The 18,110-nt window shown below is 62.0% G+C and carries 17 protein-coding genes; 10 read left to right on the forward strand and 7 right to left on the reverse strand.

Going from position 1 to position 18,110, the window contains the following annotated elements:
• Positions 1 to 27: 27 nt before the first annotated feature.
• The 10 genes from VMA09_06150 (at position 28) to sat (ending at position 9,744) form a co-directional block, all read left to right on the forward strand.
• Entirely contained in the window at positions 28 to 747 is a 720-nt protein-coding gene (locus tag VMA09_06150; protein HUA33168.1) for a HesA/MoeB/ThiF family protein, read from the forward strand.
• Positions 731 to 1,990 (forward strand): threonine synthase, encoded by a 1,260-nt coding sequence (locus VMA09_06155; protein ID HUA33169.1) that lies wholly within the window; start codon positions 731 to 733, stop codon positions 1,988 to 1,990. The genes VMA09_06150 and VMA09_06155 overlap by 17 nt, the downstream gene beginning before the upstream one ends.
• A gap of 69 nt (positions 1,991 to 2,059) precedes the next feature.
• Positions 2,060 to 2,338: a MoaD/ThiS family protein gene (locus tag VMA09_06160; protein ID HUA33170.1), complete on the forward strand. Its 279-nt coding sequence runs from the start codon at positions 2,060 to 2,062 to the stop codon at positions 2,336 to 2,338.
• Positions 2,292 to 3,338, forward strand: coding sequence for a PLP-dependent cysteine synthase family protein (locus VMA09_06165; protein HUA33171.1), 1,047 nt, complete (start codon positions 2,292 to 2,294; stop codon positions 3,336 to 3,338). Before VMA09_06160 ends, VMA09_06165 begins: the two co-directional genes overlap by 47 nt.
• The gene (locus tag VMA09_06170; protein ID HUA33172.1) at positions 3,308 to 3,553 is read left to right on the forward strand and encodes an NIL domain-containing protein; all 246 of its coding nucleotides are present in this window, start codon (positions 3,308 to 3,310) and stop codon (positions 3,551 to 3,553) included. Before VMA09_06165 ends, VMA09_06170 begins: the two co-directional genes overlap by 31 nt.
• A 504-nt stretch (positions 3,554 to 4,057) precedes the next feature.
• The gene (locus tag VMA09_06175; protein ID HUA33173.1) at positions 4,058 to 5,116 is read left to right on the forward strand and encodes an HAD family hydrolase; all 1,059 of its coding nucleotides are present in this window, start codon (positions 4,058 to 4,060) and stop codon (positions 5,114 to 5,116) included.
• The gene (locus VMA09_06180) at positions 5,094 to 6,242 is read left to right on the forward strand and encodes a radical SAM protein (protein ID HUA33174.1); all 1,149 of its coding nucleotides are present in this window, start codon (positions 5,094 to 5,096) and stop codon (positions 6,240 to 6,242) included. Before VMA09_06175 ends, VMA09_06180 begins: the two co-directional genes overlap by 23 nt.
• Complete coding sequence (locus VMA09_06185) at positions 6,239 to 7,720, forward strand: DASS family sodium-coupled anion symporter (protein HUA33175.1); 1,482 nt, start codon at positions 6,239 to 6,241, stop codon at positions 7,718 to 7,720. Before VMA09_06180 ends, VMA09_06185 begins: the two co-directional genes overlap by 4 nt.
• Positions 7,721 to 8,029: 309 nt before the next feature.
• Positions 8,030 to 8,572 carry an adenylyl-sulfate kinase gene (cysC, locus tag VMA09_06190; GenBank protein HUA33176.1) on the forward strand — a complete coding sequence of 181 codons (543 nt, stop codon included), beginning with the start codon at positions 8,030 to 8,032 and terminating at the stop codon, positions 8,570 to 8,572.
• The gene (gene sat, locus VMA09_06195) at positions 8,569 to 9,744 is read left to right on the forward strand and encodes a sulfate adenylyltransferase (GenBank protein HUA33177.1); all 1,176 of its coding nucleotides are present in this window, start codon (positions 8,569 to 8,571) and stop codon (positions 9,742 to 9,744) included. Before cysC ends, sat begins: the two co-directional genes overlap by 4 nt.
• 89 nt (positions 9,745 to 9,833) lie before the next feature.
• On the opposite strand, the gene VMA09_06200 is transcribed toward sat, so the two are convergent.
• From VMA09_06200 to VMA09_06230, 7 genes are all read right to left on the reverse strand, one after another.
• Complete coding sequence (locus VMA09_06200) at positions 9,834 to 12,035, reverse strand: protease pro-enzyme activation domain-containing protein (protein ID HUA33178.1); 2,202 nt, start codon at positions 12,033 to 12,035, stop codon at positions 9,834 to 9,836.
• Between the two features lie 176 nt (positions 12,036 to 12,211).
• Positions 12,212 to 13,084 (reverse strand): VOC family protein, encoded by an 873-nt coding sequence (locus tag VMA09_06205; GenBank protein HUA33179.1) that lies wholly within the window; start codon positions 13,082 to 13,084, stop codon positions 12,212 to 12,214.
• A 42-nt stretch (positions 13,085 to 13,126) separates the two neighbouring features.
• Complete coding sequence (locus VMA09_06210) at positions 13,127 to 14,629, reverse strand: cation:proton antiporter (GenBank protein HUA33180.1); 1,503 nt, start codon at positions 14,627 to 14,629, stop codon at positions 13,127 to 13,129.
• A gap of 70 nt (positions 14,630 to 14,699) precedes the next feature.
• Positions 14,700 to 15,512: a hypothetical protein gene (locus VMA09_06215; GenBank protein ID HUA33181.1), complete on the reverse strand. Its 813-nt coding sequence runs from the start codon at positions 15,510 to 15,512 to the stop codon at positions 14,700 to 14,702.
• A 91-nt stretch (positions 15,513 to 15,603) separates the two neighbouring features.
• A complete protein-coding gene (locus VMA09_06220) occupies positions 15,604 to 16,017 on the reverse strand; it encodes a nuclear transport factor 2 family protein (GenBank protein ID HUA33182.1) in 414 nt (137 codons plus the stop codon).
• Positions 16,018 to 16,066: 49 nt separating this feature from the next.
• Positions 16,067 to 16,897 (reverse strand): ethanolamine ammonia-lyase subunit EutC, encoded by an 831-nt coding sequence (eutC, locus tag VMA09_06225; protein ID HUA33183.1) that lies wholly within the window; start codon positions 16,895 to 16,897, stop codon positions 16,067 to 16,069.
• A 109-nt stretch (positions 16,898 to 17,006) separates the two neighbouring features.
• Positions 17,007 to 18,110 (reverse strand): ethanolamine ammonia-lyase subunit EutB (locus tag VMA09_06230; GenBank protein HUA33184.1); only part of this gene is annotated, 1,104 nt, incomplete at its 5' end.

Here is an 18,110-nt window from a genome sequence, read left to right on the forward strand (position 1 = left end):
CGTTCGGCGGCACACGACGTTGAAACGATGACGCTTGGGAAAATATTGATCGTTGGCGCTGGCGGGTTGGGAGTTCCGGCCGCGTGGGCGCTCGCCCGCGATGGCGCGGCGTCAATCACGATTATCGATCCCGATCCGATCGAGTTGTCGAATCTGCCGCGCCAGGTGATTTACACAACGAGTGATATCGGCCGTCCCAAAGCGGAAGCCGCGCGGGATTTTCTGCGCGGGCGATTCCCGGGGACCGAGATCGATGCGCGCGCTATCGCGCTCGACGCATCGAACGCGCGCGATCTGATCGTTGCGCACACCTTCGTGATCGATGCGACTGACAGTCCGCTCGCCAAGTTTCTGATTAACGATGTCTGCCTCGCGCTCGGCGTACCATTTGTTTATGCAGGCGTGATCGGGATGACGGGGCAGGCGATGACGATCATTCCCGGCGCGACGGCATGCCTTCGATGTATCTTCGAAGAGCCGCCGTCCGAGGTTGAGATCGCGACTTGCCGCGACGCGGGGATTATCGGACCGATCGCGAGCGCGATCGGCGAAATCCAGGCGCGCGAGGCACTTCGAGTGTCGCGCGGGATCGAACCGATGCTGGCTGGAAAAATTCTGACTTACGACGGAGCCGCGGCTCCGCGCGTTCGGATCATTTCTTTAAGTGCGCGCCCTGGATGTGCGTGCGGCGCCGTTGCCAAAGGATCAGAGCGGGAGAGAAAGGAACACGATGAGCTACGTCATTAACCTCAAGTGCCGGGAGTGCGGGCAGGATTATCCAATCAGTCCGGTGCACGTCTGCGAGACTTGCTTCGGTCCGCTCGAAGTCACCTACGACTACGCCAAGATTCGCGCCGCGCTCACGCGCTCGGTGATCGAGAAGCGCCCGCATAACCTTTGGCGCTATCGCGAGCTGCTGCCCGTGGAGAGTGACCCCAAAATTGGACCGCATTCGGGTTTCACGCCGCTCGTCAAAATGACGCGGCTCGGCAAGGAGCTCGGGCTCAAGAATCTCTACGTCAAGGACGACACCGTCAATCATCCGACGCTCTCGTACAAGGACCGCGTCGTGTCGGTTGCGATCTCGAAGGCGCTCGAATTCGGCTTCAAGACCGTATCGTGCGCCTCGACCGGCAACCTCGCGACCGCGGTCGCCGCCCATGCCGCGCGCGCGGGTCTCAATTGCTACATCTTCATGCCCGAGGGGGTTGAGAGCGGAAAGATCGTCGGCTCGTCGATCTACGGCGCTCAGGTGATCACGATTCGCGGCAACTACGACGATGTGAATCGCCTGTGCAGCGAGATCGCCGACAAGTACGGATGGGCCTTCGTCAATATCAACCTGCGGCCGTACTATACCGAGGGCGCCAAGACCTTCGGCTTCGAAGTGGCGGAGCAGCTCGGCTGGCGCCTGCCCGATCATATCGTCGTTCCGACCGCGGGCGGCACGATTCTTCCCAAGGTCGCGAAAGCCTTCAAAGAGTTAAAGGAAGTCGGCCTCGTCAAGGGCGGCGATTTCAAGATTCACTCGGCGCAGGCCGCCGGCTCCGCGCCCGTCATTCATGCGCTGCACAAAGGCACTGACCTCATCACGCCGGTGAAGCCCGACACGATCGCGAAGTCGATCGCGATCGGCAATCCCGCTGACGGCTACTACGTGCTGCGCGCGGTGCGTGAGTCAGGCGGATGGGGCGACGTCGCGACCGATGCCGAGATTATCGATGCGATCAAGCTGCTCGCGCGCACCGAGGGTATCTTCGCCGAGCCCGCCGGCGGCACTACGCTCGCCGTGACGCTCAAGCTCTTGAAGCAGGGCCGCATCAAGCCCGACGAAACCGTCGTAGTCTCGATAACCGGCAACGGCTACAAGACGCTCGAGGCGGTTGCAAACGCGATTCAGCAGCCCGCAGTGATCGAAGCGCGGCTCAAGGATTTCGACGCGCTGTTCGAGCGCCTCGGCGGACGGCGCGAGGTTCAGGGCGCGGCCTGAGCGCGCCTTGTCTGCATAATGCGCGAAGCATAAGTCTCAGATTTACCAGTCAGGAGGATTGTTTGGCCTATGGCAGTTCGGGTTCGCGTCCCTACCCCGCTTAGAAGATTCACCGCCGGCGTCGATGAAGTTCCCGCCGATGGCGTGTCGGTAAAAACCGTGATCGAGGATCTCGAACGGCGTCATCCCGGAATCAGCGAGCGCCTGCTCGACGAGAAGGGCGACCTGCGCCGCTTCGTCAATATCTATCTCAACGGCGACGACATCCGCTTTCTCGATGCGCTCAACTCGAAGGTCAAGGATGGCGACGATATCTCAATCGTCCCTGCAATCGCCGGCGGACGCTAACAGCGAGTTCGTGCCGACGAGTCGCGCGGTTAGCGTACTTGAGCTAATCGGCAACACGCCGCTGCTCGAGATCAAGCGCGCGACGCGGGGCCTCATTCCGCCCGGCGTGCGGATTTTCGCCAAGCTCGAAGGCTTCAACCCCGGCGGCTCGGTCAAAGATCGCGCCGCGCGCAAGATGCTCGAGGTTGGGATTCGCGACGGCAAACTCAAGCCTGGCAAGGTGATTATAGATTCGACCTCGGGCAACACCGGGATCGCCCTTGCGATGCTGGGCTCGGCGCTGGGTTACCCGGTCGAGCTGGTGATGGCGGAGAACGTAAGCCGGGAGCGCAAGAAAATCATCCAGGCCTTCGGCGCGAAGATCCATTTCTCCGACCCGCTCGAAAGCTCCGACGGCGCGATTATCAAGTGCCGCCAGATTATCGCCGCCGAGCCCGGGCGCTACTTCAAGCCTGATCAGTACAACAATGAGGCGAACGCCCTCGCCCACTTCGAAACCACCGGCCCCGAGATCTGGCATCAGACCGGCGGACAGGTAACGCACTTCATCGCATGTATCGGCACCAGCGGCACCGTGATGGGAACCGGGCGTTACCTGAAGACGCAAAACCCTGCCGTCAAGGTGATCGGCGTCGAGCCCGACGATGCGATGCACGGACTCGAAGGTCTGAAGCATATCGCGAGCTCGATCGTCCCTGCGATCTTCCACGAAGAGCAGCTCGACGAGGTGATGTTCGTCGGCACCGAAGAGTCCTACGACATGGTCTACGTGTTGGGACAGACCGAGGGCGTGCTGGTCGGCCAATCTTCGGGGGCCGCGCTGCTCGCGGCGTTGCGCGTTGCGCAGACAATTCGCGAGGGCACGATCGTCATCATCTTTCCCGATTTCGGCGACCGTTATCTTTCCACCAACCTCTGGATCGGATGGCGCGAATGGCGCCCCGAAAAGCTCGAACAAGTGATGAGCAAATGGAACGCGTCCACGAACGCTACTACCTGAGTTATCCGCGCGCCCTGATAAAGGAGCCGATCCTCTATCACCTGGTGAAGAAGTTTGACCTCGTCTTCAACATCCGCGGCGCGAGCGTCTCCGAGGAGATGGGCTTGGTCGCGGTCGAGTTCGAAGGCGCCCGCGACCAGATCGAACGCGCGCTGACATGGCTTCGCGCCACCGGCGTGACCGTGGAGCCAATCGAAAAAAACGTCATCGAGTAAGAGGGACGCCCGCGCAACACGCGCGTGCGCGATGCGATGCCGCTCAGCGACCGGCAAATCGAGCGCTACAGCCGTCAGATAATCGTGCCGGGCATCGGCGGCCTCGCGCAGGAGCGCCTGCTCGCGTCACGGCTAATGATTTGCGGCGACGCGAGAGACATCGAAGCACCACTCGCTTATCTGGCAGGCGCCGGCATCGGCAAGATCGTCGTGGTTAGCGATGTGGCCAGCTCTCTTCTCGAACGGATGCATAATCTCAATCCCGACGTATCACTCTCGAAGCGCTCCCCCTCCGAATCCCGCGCCCTGACCAGGGAGAGGTCGGCGCGCGCCCGGCGCGCGCCGGGTGAGGGTAGCCCGGAAAATGGTGGCGAGCGCGAACGCGGCGGGAAATACCCTCTCCCTGGTCAGGGAGAGGGAACAGAAAGTCAGGGAGAGGGTATAGAACGGCAGTATGAGACAGGGGCGGATATTTTGTTCGGACTGATCGGGAGCGATGCCGCGATGAACACCTTCATTGCGATCTCCGATGCCAATCGCGATTACCCAATGATCGTTGCGCGGCTCGATGAGCCGGCGCGGATCGCGATATTGCCGTCGCCGCCGCCGTGCCCACGATGCGCTGACATGCTGACGTCGTTCATCTCGCGCGGCGACACGGCCGACTTTGCTGCGATGATCGCCACTGCTGAAGTATTCACGCTCCTCGCGGCGCAGACGCGGAACGCATCGCTGATCGAGTTCGACAGCTTCGCTACTCGCTCGCGCGCGATCGAGGCGTTGCCCACCTGCGAATGCTCGACGCAGCGGACGATCGCGATGGCGACTAGGAAATCTTCGTCAGCGCGCGCGTGGCTGTTCGATTTCGACAACACTCTGGCCGTGTTGCGGCCCGAGGTTGACTGGAAGGGCGCGCGCCGCGAGCTGGAGTCCTATCTGCGCGCAGAAGGCGCGCCTGACGATCTCTTCGCCCAGGTTCCGAGCGGAGCGATACCGCTTTACGAGGCTTACCGCGTGCGCTTTGCCGACGCGCATCCGGCGACCGCCGCGCGTGCCTCGGAAATTATCGAAAAATTCGAACTTGCGGGCGTCGATCGGGCCCCGCCGCTCGAAGGCGCCCTGGAGTTGCTCACATCACTTGCCGAGTGCGGCCCCCGCGTCGCCATCGTAACTTCCAATTCCTCGCGCACGATCGAGCGATGGCTAGGTTTGCATCAAGCGCGTAGTCTCGTCGCTGTGATCGCCGGACGTGACAGATTGCTTGCGATGAAGCCCGCGCCCGTAACGGTCGAGCTCGCAGTGCAGGAGCTTGGCGTCGCCGCAGCCGACTGCGCATTCGCGGGTGACAGCGCCGACGACCTGAAGGCCGCGCACGCCGCCGGCGTTCGGTTTCATGGAATCGCTTCCACCGCCTCGGCGCGCGACCAATTGATTGCCGCGGGTGCGGACGACGTCTACGCATCGCCGGCCGCGATGGCGATTCATCTCAACCTGTTTCAGCCCGACCCCTCGGACGCGACCGGCGAGCGGAACGCGCGCAATGCAAAAGCTGTCCGCAGATAATCCCGCTCTGCTCAAGCTCGTGCTTGCGCTCAACGGGGTGGCCGCCGACTCCCGCGCGGAGAGTCTCGAATTCGCGCTCGATGGCGAAGTGTGGGCTGCCGCGCGGGTCAATCCCGCATCGCCTCTGCGGTACGTCGAGCGCGACGGCGCCGAATTGATAAGCGGACTCGGCGCGGAGATCGGCGTGCGCCGCGCAGCGCCTCCCGCCTATGCGGCACGCAGGAACGCGCGCGGAATCGAACTCGGCAAAATTGCCGCGATGTGCGGAACCTACGCGACGGTGATACTGCGCGGCGGATGCAGCCTCGCATCCGCGGGCCGCACCTGCGCGCTGTGCCGTGGCCGCGAGCTCACCGAGGCCGCAGGCGAAGTCTGGCCAATCGAAGAAGTCGTCGATGCGCTCCGCGCCGCGTTCGATGAAGGCGATGCCGAGTTCGTGCATGTCGTGCTCGGCCATTTCGCGGCTGACGACGGCGGAGTCCGCGAGCTGGTTCCTTACCTCGACGCGATCCATCGCCACTTCGACACCATCGTCGCCGTCACGATGCATCCCCCGGCCGACCACCGCGCGATCGATTTCGCCTATGCTTCTGGCGTTGATGCGGTGTGCTACAGCCTCGAGGCTCCCGACGCCGAGACGATGCGCGCGCGCTTTCCCGGCCGCGCGAGTTTCATCGGCTTCGATCGCTATCTCGACGCGCTCCGTCACGCGACTTCGGTCTTTCCCAGCGGTGCGATCTGGAGCGAGCTGATGCTCGACCTCGGCACGCCCGCGGCGCTCGAGACCGTGGCAGCGAAGCTCGCCGCGATGGGCGTGATCCCACTCTTCGGCGTATCGGCTCCTGGAGCGGCCGCGCTCGATTCCGAACAGGCCGCCGGGATCGCGACGAAGACATTCGAAGCGGTCAACCGCGCCAATATCTCACTCAACTGGATTCGCGACATTTCAACTTCCTTCACCCCGCTCGATGCACGCCAACTGCTCGCCGACGCGCCGCAGCTTCCGATGCTGCATCATCTCGGCAGCTCCAGGCTGGGCGCGATGACGACGCGGTCGCTGGCGCGGATGCGTCGGCGGCTGCGGGTGCGCCGCGTCAGGGCGTCGTTCGACTCCTCGCAATTGTGAGCGCGCATCAGCCTTCGCCCGAATTGAGCGAGCCGCCGGTTCCGCACGAGCTCGGCGAAGTCGTCGTCGATACGCGGCCGATCGCCGTCGTCCTGCTCTCGCGCAGTATCCGCCCGCTGATCCTGGTCGGCGGCGCGATCGTGTTCCTGCTCCTGATGCGTGCGCAGCCGCCGCCGGGCCTCGGCCAAGACGCCGAGGCGGCGCTCGCCGTGTTCGCGCTCGCAGTTATCTACTGGATCACCGGCGCGCTGCCGCTGATGGTCACGAGCCTGCTCGTAATTGTGCTGCTGCCGCTCGCGGGCGTGCTGCCTGCGCGCAAGGCCTACGCGCTCTTCGGTAACGAGGCGATCTTCTTCGTGCTCGCGGCGTTCATGCTGGCCGCGGCAGTGAATCATCGCGGGCTCGGCCGCCGCGTCGCGCTCAATATCTTCCGCCGCTTCGGCCGCACGCCGAAATCTTTGGTCGCATCGATCTTCATGCTGAGCTCGCTGATGTCTTTCGTCGTGCCGGAGCATGCGGTCGCAGCGATGGTGTTCCCCATCGTGTTCGACATGGTGCGCACGATGGAGCTGAAGCCGGGGCAATCGCGCTACGCGACCGCGATGTTCCTCGCGATGGCGTGGGGCACCAACACCGGTGGAATCGCGACGCTGCTGGGCGGTGCGCGGGCACCGCTCGCGCTCGCGATCCTGAGCGAATCGACGGGGCAGCGAATTTCTTTCACGATGTGGTCGGCCGCGACGCTGCCGCTCGTCGCGTGGCTGATGGTCGCGGGCTACATCATACTGTCCTACTTTTTTCCCGCCGATGTCGATTCGATCGATCGCAGTATCGGCGAGTTGTCGGAGCACGCGGCGCGTCTTGGACGAATCACCTTCGATGAAAGGATGGTCGCGGCGATTCTCGGAGTCACGGTGATCGCGTGGCTCGTCGGCAGCCAGGCGCTCGGCTACGCCAGTATCGCGATTCTCGCCGTGGTCGCACTCTTTGCCTTCAATCTGCTCTCGTGGCGCGAGGTCGAGGAATACGTCAACTGGGGAATCATCTTGATGTACGGCGGTGCGATCGCGGTCGGCTCCGCGCTGCAAAAAACTGGGGCAGCGGGATATCTCGCAAGCTCGACGCTCGGCCGTATGAAGTCCCAGACGCTGATGATCGCGATCCTCGGGCTGACGGCTGAGCTCCTGGGCGAGGCGCTCAGCCATTCCGCGGTGGTCGCTGCGCTACTGCCAGTGGGCCTCGGACTCGCGAAACGATTTGCGATCGACGCGCGCGCAATCACCCTCACGGTCGCGATTCCTGCGGGTCTGACGTTCATTCTACCGGTCGGAACCCCCGCTAACGCATTAGCGTACTCATCCGGTTACCTGCGAACCCGCGACCTAGTGCTTCCCGGTGCATTGATGATCCTAAGCGCTTGGATCGGCCTTAACCTGATGATTCACTTTTATTGGCCACTCATAGGCTTCAATCCGTAGCTCCAAGGACAATTTCATCCGGCTGAAAGAAGGGGACTAAAAAGGGCAAATCGCGGAGCCCTAACAACCAGAGCGGGGAAACAAACTTCGAAGGACCGGAAGCTAGCGAACCTGAGTTCTAAAGAAAGAGCAAACTGCCGGACGCTCGCAAAGCGTTCAGCGAAACAAACTTCCCTTCCCGTGCGGGAAGGGGGATCAGACGTCGGTGCGAGATACGGCTAACGCTCGTTGGCTTTACTGCCGCGACGGAATTATATAACTTCTGAGACCAACCAAGTAATCTATTTTCAGGGAGTCTGAGAAAACTCAATGGATCAGGGCTTTACTTTGTGGTTTACCGGCCTGTCCGGGTCGGGAAAATCCACCCTTGCCAATCTCGTTGCCAATGAACTCCGTGAGCGCGGCCATCGCGTGGAAATCCTCGACGGCGACGAGGTCCGCCAGAACCTCTCCAAGGGCCTCGGCTTTTCCAAGGAAGACCGCGACACCAACATCCGGCGCATCGGCTGGGTCTGCCATCTGCTGGCGCGCAACGGTGTGATCGCGATTTCAGCCGCGATTTCCCCTTACCGCTCCGTGCGCGACGAGGTACGCCGCCAGCACGAACGCTTCTTCGAGGTCTTCGTGAAGTGCCCACTGGACGTGCTGGTCGAGCGCGACGTGAAGGGCCTCTACAAGAAGGCGATAGCCGGCGAGATCAAAGGCTTTACTGGCGTGTCGGATCCATACGAGGAGCCGCTCAAACCCGAGCTCGTGGTCGATAGCAGCGTCGAGTCGATCGACGACAGTCTGGCCAAGCTGCTCGGCCGTCTCGAAGAGCTCGGCCATGTCCGCGCTGGAGCAGGCCGATGAGCGTGCGCGATGACGCTATTACTGCCCACGGCGGCGGCGAGCTGGTTGACCTGGTCGCACCCGAGTCCGAGCGCGCTGCGCTGCGGGCCCATGCCGCGAAGCTCCCGACCGTAACGCTCAACGCGCGCGATCTTGCCGATCTCGAGATGCTCTCGACGGGCGCGTTTTCTCCGCTCACCGGTTTCATGGGCGCAGCTGACTATACCCGCTCGCGCGACGAGATGCGGCTGGCGTCCGGTATTCCGTGGTCGATTCCGATCACGCTTGGCGTCGACGAGGCCAAGGCCTCGTCGCTGAAAGTCGGCACCGACGTTGCCCTCGTATCGGCAAGCGGAAAGCCGCTCGCGATTCTCAAGCTTGCTGAAATTTACAAAGTCGATCGGGTCAAGGAAGCCGAGAAAATTTTCGGCGTGAGCGAGGATGCGCATCCGGGGGCGAAGAACGTCACCTCGATGCCGCCATACTGTCTGGCGGGGCGCGTCACGGTGATCGACGAGATTCCGGGCCGCACCTTCCTAGAGTTCCCGCGCGAGCCGCGCCAGACGCGCGCCAAGTTCCGCGAGCTCGGATGGCGCAAGATCGTTGCGTTCCAGACGCGCAACCCCACCCATCGCGCACACGAGTATATCCAGAAGGCCGCGCTCGAAATCTGCGACGGTCTGATGATCCATCCACTCGTCGGCGAGACCAAGGGCGACGATGTTCCGGCCACGGTTCGGATGGAGACCTACGAGATCCTGCTCGAGTATTACTATCCGAAGAATCGAGCGATGCTCGGCGTATTCCCGGCGCATATGCGCTACGGCGGCCCGCGCGAGGCGATCCTGCACGCGATCGCGCGCCGCAACTACGGCTGCACGCATTTTATCGTGGGCCGCGATCATGCGGGCGTCGGCAACTACTACGGCACTTACGACGCGCAGAAAATCTTCGACAACTTCAAGCCCGAAGAGCTCGGCATCACGCCGCTGATGTTCGAGAACACATTCTGGTGCCGCAAGTGCCTCTCGATGGCGTCATACAAGACCTGCCCGCATGCCGACGAAGATCGTTTGCTGCTGTCGGGCACCAAGGTGCGCGAGATGCTGCGCGCGGGACAGGCGCCGCCGCCCGAATTCACCCGGCCCGAGCTTGCCGCGATCCTGGTCGGTGCGATGAAAGAAAAGAAGTAGTTCTCGATCTTCGGTGAAATGATAAGCGGGCGATCGATGAGATCGCCCGCTTTCTTTTTCGGCCTAGGGATAGGGCTGGCCGCGAATGATCAGATGCTTCTTCCGCTAATGTCGACGACCAAGCTGCTGTTCTTAGCGTTGCTCTGAATCGTCAGGGTATCCGTATAGGAACGGGCGATGATCGGTCGGAAGGAGACCGTGATCGAGCAACTCTTCGAGGCGGCGAGTTGCGTGCCGCACGTCGTGCTGGCCAGAACAAACGGTGCGGTAGTCGCGACGGTCATTTTCGAGATTGTTATCGCCTGGCCTCCCACCGGCGCCGTATTCTGAATCGACACGGTGGCGGATTTGCGAGTCTCGTGCCGGATCGAGCCGAAGCTGAGCGTCGTTGGGCTGGCGGACAGTGTAGCGGCGGGCGTTGCCGTAGGCGTGGGAGTGCTTGTTCCGGTTGCGGTCGGCGTGGCCGTTCGCGTTGGCGTCGCTGTGGCGGTCGGAGTAGGCGTCCTTGTCGGCGTTGCGCTCGATGACGGTCCGCCCGGATACGACATCACGAAGTTAGCGATATCGACGCTGCCCCAGCCCGTGGTCTCGTCGTATCCCACTCCAGCTGAGAATCCCGTCACATTGTTACCGGTATCATTGCCGGTGGTCACGTCGCGGAAACCCGCGGCTACCTCGGACGCGGCCGCGGCGACGTAGATCGTCGGATTGAGATTGCCGAGTCGCTCGCCAAGCCGCTGGATCAAGAGCTGTGTGATACCTGCCCATACCGGCGCGCCGATGCTGGTGCCGCCAACGTAAGTCAGCGCCGCAGTGCCGTTGCCATTCGAATCTTCCATAACGAAGACGCCGGGCAAGGTCACGCCGGCCATCATTGCAACGTCCGGGATCGTTCGCTTGCTGCCGGTATTGACGCTCGTTTGCCATGGGGGCTTTGGAAAGTACGCGCTGGGACCGCCGCCCGTCGCGGCGATTTCGTTCAGAATCGCGTCCTCGTTCCAGGCTTCTTCGATCGTCGAACCGATGTCGTTGCCGCCGCCGTCGTACTTAGGCGAGAACTCCGTGCCGCCAACCGCGACTACGTTGGTGCTTCCAGCGACTTCGTTGATATTCGCATGATGCAGATCGCAGTTATCGACGCCGCTGTCACCCGCCGATACGAAGATCGATTGACCCTGTGCCGCGCCCTGCGCGTAGAGTCCGTCGAGGGTCTGCGTGTAATACGTCGATGACTGCCCGCACAGGCCGTAGCTGATATCGATCGAGCCGCACTTGTTGTCGCTGACGGCCTTGGCGATCACGTCGGCGAACATCGTGGCTGCCGAGCCCGAATTGAAATTGCCAACATACGCGATGGTCGGTACGCCCGGCGCGGTTGCGTGCGACCATTCGATATCGAGCAGCAGCTCGAGCTCATAGTCTGACGACGTGCCCGGGTTCGTCGTTATATAGCTTAGGGTCAGCGCCACGGCCGGCAGGCCGAACTTGGTATCGAACGAGTTGACGACGCCGGTGTATGTGTTCGAGGCCGCGAATATGCCGACGCAATCGTTTTTGGCGCCGTCGCCCTCGATGCCCGATTGCAGCAGCGGGTTCTCGTCATAGAACGTGTAGAAGTCCGACGGCGCGAAGTGATCGCCGAGTGAGCCGCCAGAAACTTCAGCGGTGGGACTGGACGAAGACTGCAGCGCTGTCGTGGAATTTGCGGACTCGCCGCGCCGCATCATCGGGACCAGCGTCGCGACGTTGTTCAGTCCGAGTATCGTCATCCCCGCATCCGCAAGCGCCTTTGGCACTTGCGGCTCGACGACGTTGGCGAACTTGCTGCCATCGCCGAAGAGTTGGATTTGCGTATTGAATGCCTGCTCGATCGCACCGACATTGCCGCGAAATTTGATTCGCGGCTCCAGCGCGCCATCGTCTGTGATTTGAAATCCTTGCGATGTCAGCCAATTACGCGCCGCCGCCAGGTCGTCAGGATCCGGACCGAACTGTTGCTGGAACTCCTGCGGCGTCAGCCATTTGTGGTAGCGCGGTGAGGCCGGATTCTGCAGGTCCGCGAGGAGCCCCTTGAGCGCCGCCTGGTTGCGGGGCACGAAGCGGATTTCCAAATCCATCGCCTGGTTGGCATTCGCGTGGCCAATGGAATGGAGCGCCGAAATCGCGGTCGGAATCGTACCCGAGATCCGCGCTGTTTGAGCCGATGCGGTTGTTGCGATTAGCAGGGTGAGAAGACAAAAGAGCGCGCCGCCAAATCCGCGACACCGGATGCTTTTTGAATTTTTGCTCAAGTTGTCCCCGTTTGGGCGGCAAAACCTATACTTCCCGGTTCTCCGGCCTGCAGCAATTTCCTACAACATCCAGATAAATTCAATTTACGCGCCAATAGCGTATAGGAGGTTGTTTAACCGCTCTGCCACTACCGGCAAAGCGAGAAAGTTGAAGATATCGGAGGCCAGGTCGGACTCTATCGGGCCGCAGCGAGCTTTTCTGCCGCGCGGCGCGCGCGCTCCGGATCGCCAGACCAGGTCCAGGCGTGCTCGGTCCGGCTGACGCCGATTAGAACGCCAAGGAATGCCGTGGGATGGATAAACATCTCGGCGAGACCCGCGTCGTCGCGCCGATGCGACGCGAATCGCAGTCCGCGCTCCTTGAGCCGTGTCTCGATCGCACCAACGTCATCTGTCTCAATAAAGAACATGTAGAGAGAATCGCCGCGCCGCTGATGGAACCGGCCCATCGCGAGTTCATCGCTGGTGATCTGCGCGATTTCGATACGGTCGAGCCGCGCCGGAGGATTGAAGAGCGTCAGCGTGCCGGTATATCCGAACTCTTTGCTTTCGATCGGCGAGAACTTCGACGCGTCGAGCGCAAAGAGCCTCGTGTACCGGTCGGCCGCTGCGCGCCAATCGGACACGGGATTAGTAACCTCGTATATCCACTTGATAGCGCCGACAGGCGCTCGCTCATGATGTTGACTGATGACGGCGTTGAGCCCCATCGTCGCATTGCGATCGAGAAAGATCTGACCGCCCTCGCGTTTGAAACCTGCTCCCATTTTTTGGAAGTGATCCGCGGCTGCGTCGAGGTCTTCGACCGAGAATCCTGCGCCGTAGAGACCGCCCGAGAATTTCGCGACGAAGTCGGCGATTCGTCCGGCGCCGTCCGGCTCGAGCATCTCGATCAGGCTCGACCCGGCCTGCAGCGTCGAGCGCTTCGCCCCGAGCAGCTTCAAATCATCGCGCCGAATGAGCTCGGCGCCGAACAAATCCGCCGCGACACGCTCGGCCGCTTCGAGATCGGCAACCGCGATCTGCACGCGATCCACTCTTTTCAGCATTGAACTATCCTTCCCCGCGCTCGATGTGGGGCGACCTGTGTCTTACGCAGGATTGCCGAGCGACCCTCGCCGCAGATTCAGATGCTCGCGCAGCGAGCGCGGCGAACCGCTCTGAGACTCGGGCGGCGCCTCAAAGCTGCCCCTGAGCAGGAAAATAATCGGCGACGTCGCGAGTGTCGTCACCAGCGACATGACCACCAGCATCGCAAATACGCGCGGATTGATCACTCGAAGCTGGAGCCCAATATTGAGCACGATCAGTTCCGCCATCCCGCGCGTGTTCATCAAGACGCCGAGCGCCGTCGCATCGCGCCATCCGATGCCGTTGAAGCGCGCCGCGACGAAACTGCCGCCGAATTTTCCGACCGACGCCACCAGGATCGTAAGCCCCGTCAGCAGCCATGCTTCCTGGCCGCTCACGAGACCGATCCGCGTGCGTAATCCGGTGAGCGCGAAGAAGGTCGGCAGGAGAAGCACGACTAGAACATCTTCGAGCCGGTCGGTCATTTCACGCGCGAGCTTGCTGTCGCTCGGAATAATTGCACCCAGCGCGAAGGCCCCAAACATCGCGTGGATTCCGATAAGCTCAGTGGTCAGCGCGGACATCATCAGCAGAATGAAGACGATCGCAATGATGCCCTGGGTGAGCCGGCCAGCCGCGCCTTCCTGCCATGCCGTAAAGCGCGTGATTGTCGGCCGCACCAGCATGACCATTAGAACGATGTACGCGAGCGAAGTTGCGATCGTGATCAGGCTGTGACTGCCGTTGGCCTCGACCACGCCGACCACCACTGCGAGCAGACACCATGCAGTCACGTCGTCAACCGCCGCACAGGTGAGCGCGGTGATACCGAGCTCGGTCTTATTGAGGCCGAGATCGGCAAGGATTCGCGAGAGGACCGGGAACGCCGTCACCGACATCGAGACGCCCATGAAGAGCGAAAAACCTGTGAACGGGATTCCCGAAGCACCCACATCCGGATAGAGCACCAGCGCGAGCGCCGCGCCGAGCAGGAACGGCGTGACGATACTCGCATGCGAGATCGTAACGGCGGCGCGTCCGTGCCGCGCGACCATCTTCGGATCGAGCTCCAATCCGACCAGGAACATGTAAAGGATGATGCCAAGCTGCGCGAGCACATCGAGAAACGGCGCTACCATCGGCGGCAGGATATATACCGAAGCTTCCGGCCATACGCGTCCGAGCAAAGAGGGACCGAGCGCAATTCCCGCCACGATCTCGCCCACCACCGCCGGCTGGCGCAGCAGCCGAAACAGCATCCCTCCCATACGAGCGACCGCGATCACCACAGCGAGCGCAATCAGGACGTGAAGCATCACATCCGCATCATGTCCGCCGGCAGGGCCGCCGACCGGGCCGAGCTGCACGGCGGCTCGCGTCGGCATCGATATATTCTCGCCGTACGAATGAATCGCGAGATAGACGCCGACGGCGCCCGTGATCAGCACGATATACAGGAAGGCCTCGCGCAGCGTTCGATTGAGGCCTCCGTGGGGACGCGCGATCGGTTGCTCGTCTGCCATGCCGCGCAAACTAGCAGATACGTCAGCTGAACAGAATTGTGCTGCCTACTGCCGCGGTTCGGAGCTTTATTTAGAACGGGATTCGGCCGGAAAGGATTAACGCATGGTTGTACGTCGGCGCGCTGGTCACGGCGACCTGATAGCCGACGCCGAGCGCGACCCCGATGCGCTGATAGAGCGGGATCGTGCCCACGACTATGCCAGGGGTTAAGAACACCTGGTCTTTGCCGCCGTGTTGACCGTTGGGCCAGGAACAGTTGACTTCGAATTCAGGCCACAAATAGCGCTTGAAGCAATATTGGAACGCAGTGTTGTAGGCGACCGGCGTGCCGAGGCGGCGGATGCCGCCGTCGGGCACGGTCACTCCCACCGTGCTCTGCAAATCGAAGTTGCCCAGCCCCTTGCCGAATGCGAGCGTCGGCGTGAACAGCGGATGCCCCGCGCTGCTGGTATCGTTGCCAGTCGGCGCGCTGAAACCCATGAAGGCGGTCACGATATAGTTGCCGTGCTCTTCGTTAGCCGAAAACAAACGGTACTTCAGCAGAAAGGTCTCGTCCGCCCAGCCGTCCTGCGTCGGATGGCGATTGGTCGTCTTTGGGACCGAGCCGTTGTGGGCAATCCAGGCCGGAATGCATAGCTGCACTTCGACGTTGTACCAGGGAATCAGTTCGAGGCCCTTATTGTCGCCGAAGTTGTCGATCGCGCCGCCATTGCGCTGCGCCTCGAACAGTTGATCGTAACGCACCTGCTCGAGGAGCCGCGGCGTCACAGTTACGATCGGCGTCGCCCAGACTGGCTGCTCGCCTTGAACCTCAGTGACTCGTGGAAACCAGTTGACGAAGTAATCGAGTATTGCCGAGCCGAACGAAGACTCCTGTGACACTGCCGGCGGAGTGGCGGGCTGAGCAAAACATCGCGGCGCCACTCCTGCGATTGCAACGGATATAGCGGCAATCAACAGGGATCGCAGCATGTTACTGCATCGGCGGGTCGTCGTCAGGCGGGGCGAGAATCGGCGAGCCGTGATGCGAGACGATGAACCACGAGTTGCCGACCCGCTCGAAGACGTTGGTCGTGAGCACCTGCGAACGTGAGATACCGTCGTAGCCGCGTTGGGTCAGGTTTTCTTCGACGATCACCACGGCGATATCGCCACTGATCAGCACGTCGGCCTCGCCGAGCTCGAACTTCATTTCGAATACGTTGTCGAAAATCCGCTCCCAGCTCGTCATGACCGGGCCCCAGCCCGCGAGCTTGCGCCAGCCGGGATGGATGCAGATGATGCGCTGGTCGCGCAGCCACACCGCCTCCATCTTCTCCGTATCGAGGCTCTCGAACGCTTCGTAGAAGGCGCGATTCGCGCGCAGGACCGCATCACGATCTGACATGACTATTGGTCCGAGCCTATTTTTTGCGGCGACTGAACGCCAGTCCGTATCAAGCGGGGATTTCGCCACCGTGAAGCGCGGCCAGGCGGGCGCCACTGGCACGCTGCTCGAGAATATCGTCGATCAGCGCGGCGATTTTCTTCGAGCCGTCAGCCGGTTTGATCCCGTCGGGATGAATGTTCGAGATCACCGTGCGGTCGGGCTCGATCGATTTCAGCGACGGACGATAGATGACATAAGCGCTCAGGCTTTCGGCGGTGAGCAATCCCGGACGCTCGCCGACGATCATGCAAACGACGTCGGGCTTCAGGATCTCGCCCAGGTGATCTTCGATTCGCACGCGCGCGTTGCGGACAAAGATCGTTGGTAACAATCGACATCGCGCCCCGAGTACTTTCGTGAGTCCCGCCACGACCGCGGGCGAATGCGCAATCACGGCCGACGACGAAAGCCCGTCGCTAACGAAAATCAGCACCGAGGCGCGCTTGTCGCGCGCGGCTTTCTTCTTCGCGATTTTCTTGAGCCGCGCGATCTCGGAATCGGCGAGGCGGCGGCCACGTTCGGGAAATCTCAGGTACTCCTCGCGCGATTCAACCTGGCTCGAAAACTCCGGCCAGCCCTGCCGCTTCGCCCAGTCCCGCGGCACTTCTGTTAACACGGCATCAACGGCTCGCGCATGATCGGCGCGCAACTTCAACATCGCGCCGGTCTTATAGCGTGGCCCAGCGCGCCCCACACCAAGCCGCGCCGGAGTCGTCGCGCGCAGGAGATCGAAGTCCGCCATCAAGCGGCTGGTCCTGGTTTGGATTTGTCGTTCATGATTCTGCGCATCTCCGTTTCGGAGATACCGCTGTGCTTTGCAAAAGCAGAGATCAAGTATTCTCGTTCTTGGCGGTACTTAATACGTCGATACAGCCAGAGAACGACGGCAGCTATGACAATCACAACCGCCGGGAAAACCGCTGGCATTAACCAGTCTGTCCAAGCCGTCATACGACCCCGTCGATTACGAGTTGCGGATCGCCGGCGCGCGGAGTGAGGCGGCCGTCCTTCAGGATGCCGCGGTCCTCGCACCAGGCCTCGAACTCGGGCGCCGGGCGCAGCTTCAGCACCTGCCGCAGCGCCGCCGCGTCGTGAAAGCTCGTGCACTGGTAGGAGAGCATCACGTCGTCGCCCATCGGCACCGCCATGAAGTAGTTGCATCCGGCGGCGGCGAGCAGCGTTGCCAGGTTCTCGCAATCGTTCTGATCGGCGCGCGCATGATTGGTGTAGCAGGCGTCGGCGCCGAGCGGCACGCCGAGCAGCTTGCCCATCATGTGATCCTCGAGGCCGGCCCGGATGATCTGTTTTGAGTCGTAAAGATACTCGGGACCGATAAATCCGACCACCGTGTTAACCAAAAGTGGAGCGTAGCGCCGCGCGAGCCCGTAGCATCGCGCTTCAAGCGTTACCTGGTCCGCGCCCTCGTGCGCGCCCGCCGACAGCTCCGAGCCCTGCCCGGTTTCGAAGTACATCAGGTTGGGCGCGTTCATCCTCCCCATCTCGCGCATCATCTTGTAGCCTTCGTCGAGCATCCGCACTGTGATACCGAAGCCCTTGTTGCCCTTCTCGGTCCCGGCCAGGCTCTGGAACATGATGTCCATCGGGGCGCCCGATTCGAGCGCGCGCATCTGGGTCGTGATATGCGCGAGCACGCAGTTCTGCGCCGGCACCTCGGTGCGCTCGATTATCGACGCCATGAGATCGAGCAGGCGGCGCACGTTGTCGGGCTCGTCGATCGCGGGATTGATTCCGATCAGCGCGTCGCCCGTGCCATAGGCGAGGCCCTCGTAAATCGACGCGGCGACGCCGTCGAGCTCGTCGCGCGGATGGTTCGGCTGAAGCCGCGTTGAGAGCCTACTCGCGAGGCCAATCGTCGCGCGCGCGCGCGTGACGACGCGAACCTTCGCGCCGAGCGTGATCAGATCGAGATTCGTGCACAGCTTGGCAACGGCCGCCGCGATCTCAGCCGTGATCCCGCGGCCGGCGCCCGCCATCTCGGCGCTCGTAGTCTCGTCGGAGAGCAGCCACTCGCGAAACTCGCCAACCGTCTT

The organism is Candidatus Binataceae bacterium, from assembly GCA_035508495.1.
In the GTDB taxonomy this organism is placed as follows: Bacteria; Desulfobacterota; Binatia; order Binatales; family Binataceae; genus JASHPB01.

What these genes read in the sequence shown, in the direction of transcription:
- VMA09_06150 (HUA33168.1), top strand. Translation starts at nt 28, where the DNA reads ATGACGCTTGGGAAAATATTGATCGTTGGCGCTGGCGGGTTGGGAGTT.
- VMA09_06155 (HUA33169.1), top strand. Translation starts at nt 731, where the DNA reads ATGAGCTACGTCATTAACCTCAAGTGCCGGGAGTGCGGGCAGGATTAT.
- VMA09_06160 (HUA33170.1), top strand. Translation starts at nt 2,060, where the DNA reads ATGGCAGTTCGGGTTCGCGTCCCTACCCCGCTTAGAAGATTCACCGCC.
- VMA09_06165 (HUA33171.1), top strand. Translation starts at nt 2,292, where the DNA reads ATGGCGACGATATCTCAATCGTCCCTGCAATCGCCGGCGGACGCTAAC.
- VMA09_06170 (HUA33172.1), top strand. Translation starts at nt 3,308, where the DNA reads ATGGAACGCGTCCACGAACGCTACTACCTGAGTTATCCGCGCGCCCTG.
- VMA09_06175 (HUA33173.1), top strand. Translation starts at nt 4,058, where the DNA reads ATGAACACCTTCATTGCGATCTCCGATGCCAATCGCGATTACCCAATG.
- VMA09_06180 (HUA33174.1), top strand. Translation starts at nt 5,094, where the DNA reads ATGCAAAAGCTGTCCGCAGATAATCCCGCTCTGCTCAAGCTCGTGCTT.
- cysC (HUA33176.1), top strand. Translation starts at nt 8,030, where the DNA reads ATGGATCAGGGCTTTACTTTGTGGTTTACCGGCCTGTCCGGGTCGGGA.
- sat (HUA33177.1), top strand. Translation starts at nt 8,569, where the DNA reads ATGAGCGTGCGCGATGACGCTATTACTGCCCACGGCGGCGGCGAGCTG.
- VMA09_06205 (HUA33179.1), bottom strand. Translation starts at nt 13,084, where the DNA reads ATGCTGAAAAGAGTGGATCGCGTGCAGATCGCGGTTGCCGATCTCGAA.
- VMA09_06210 (HUA33180.1), bottom strand. Translation starts at nt 14,629, where the DNA reads ATGGCAGACGAGCAACCGATCGCGCGTCCCCACGGAGGCCTCAATCGA.
- VMA09_06220 (HUA33182.1), bottom strand. Translation starts at nt 16,017, where the DNA reads ATGTCAGATCGTGATGCGGTCCTGCGCGCGAATCGCGCCTTCTACGAA.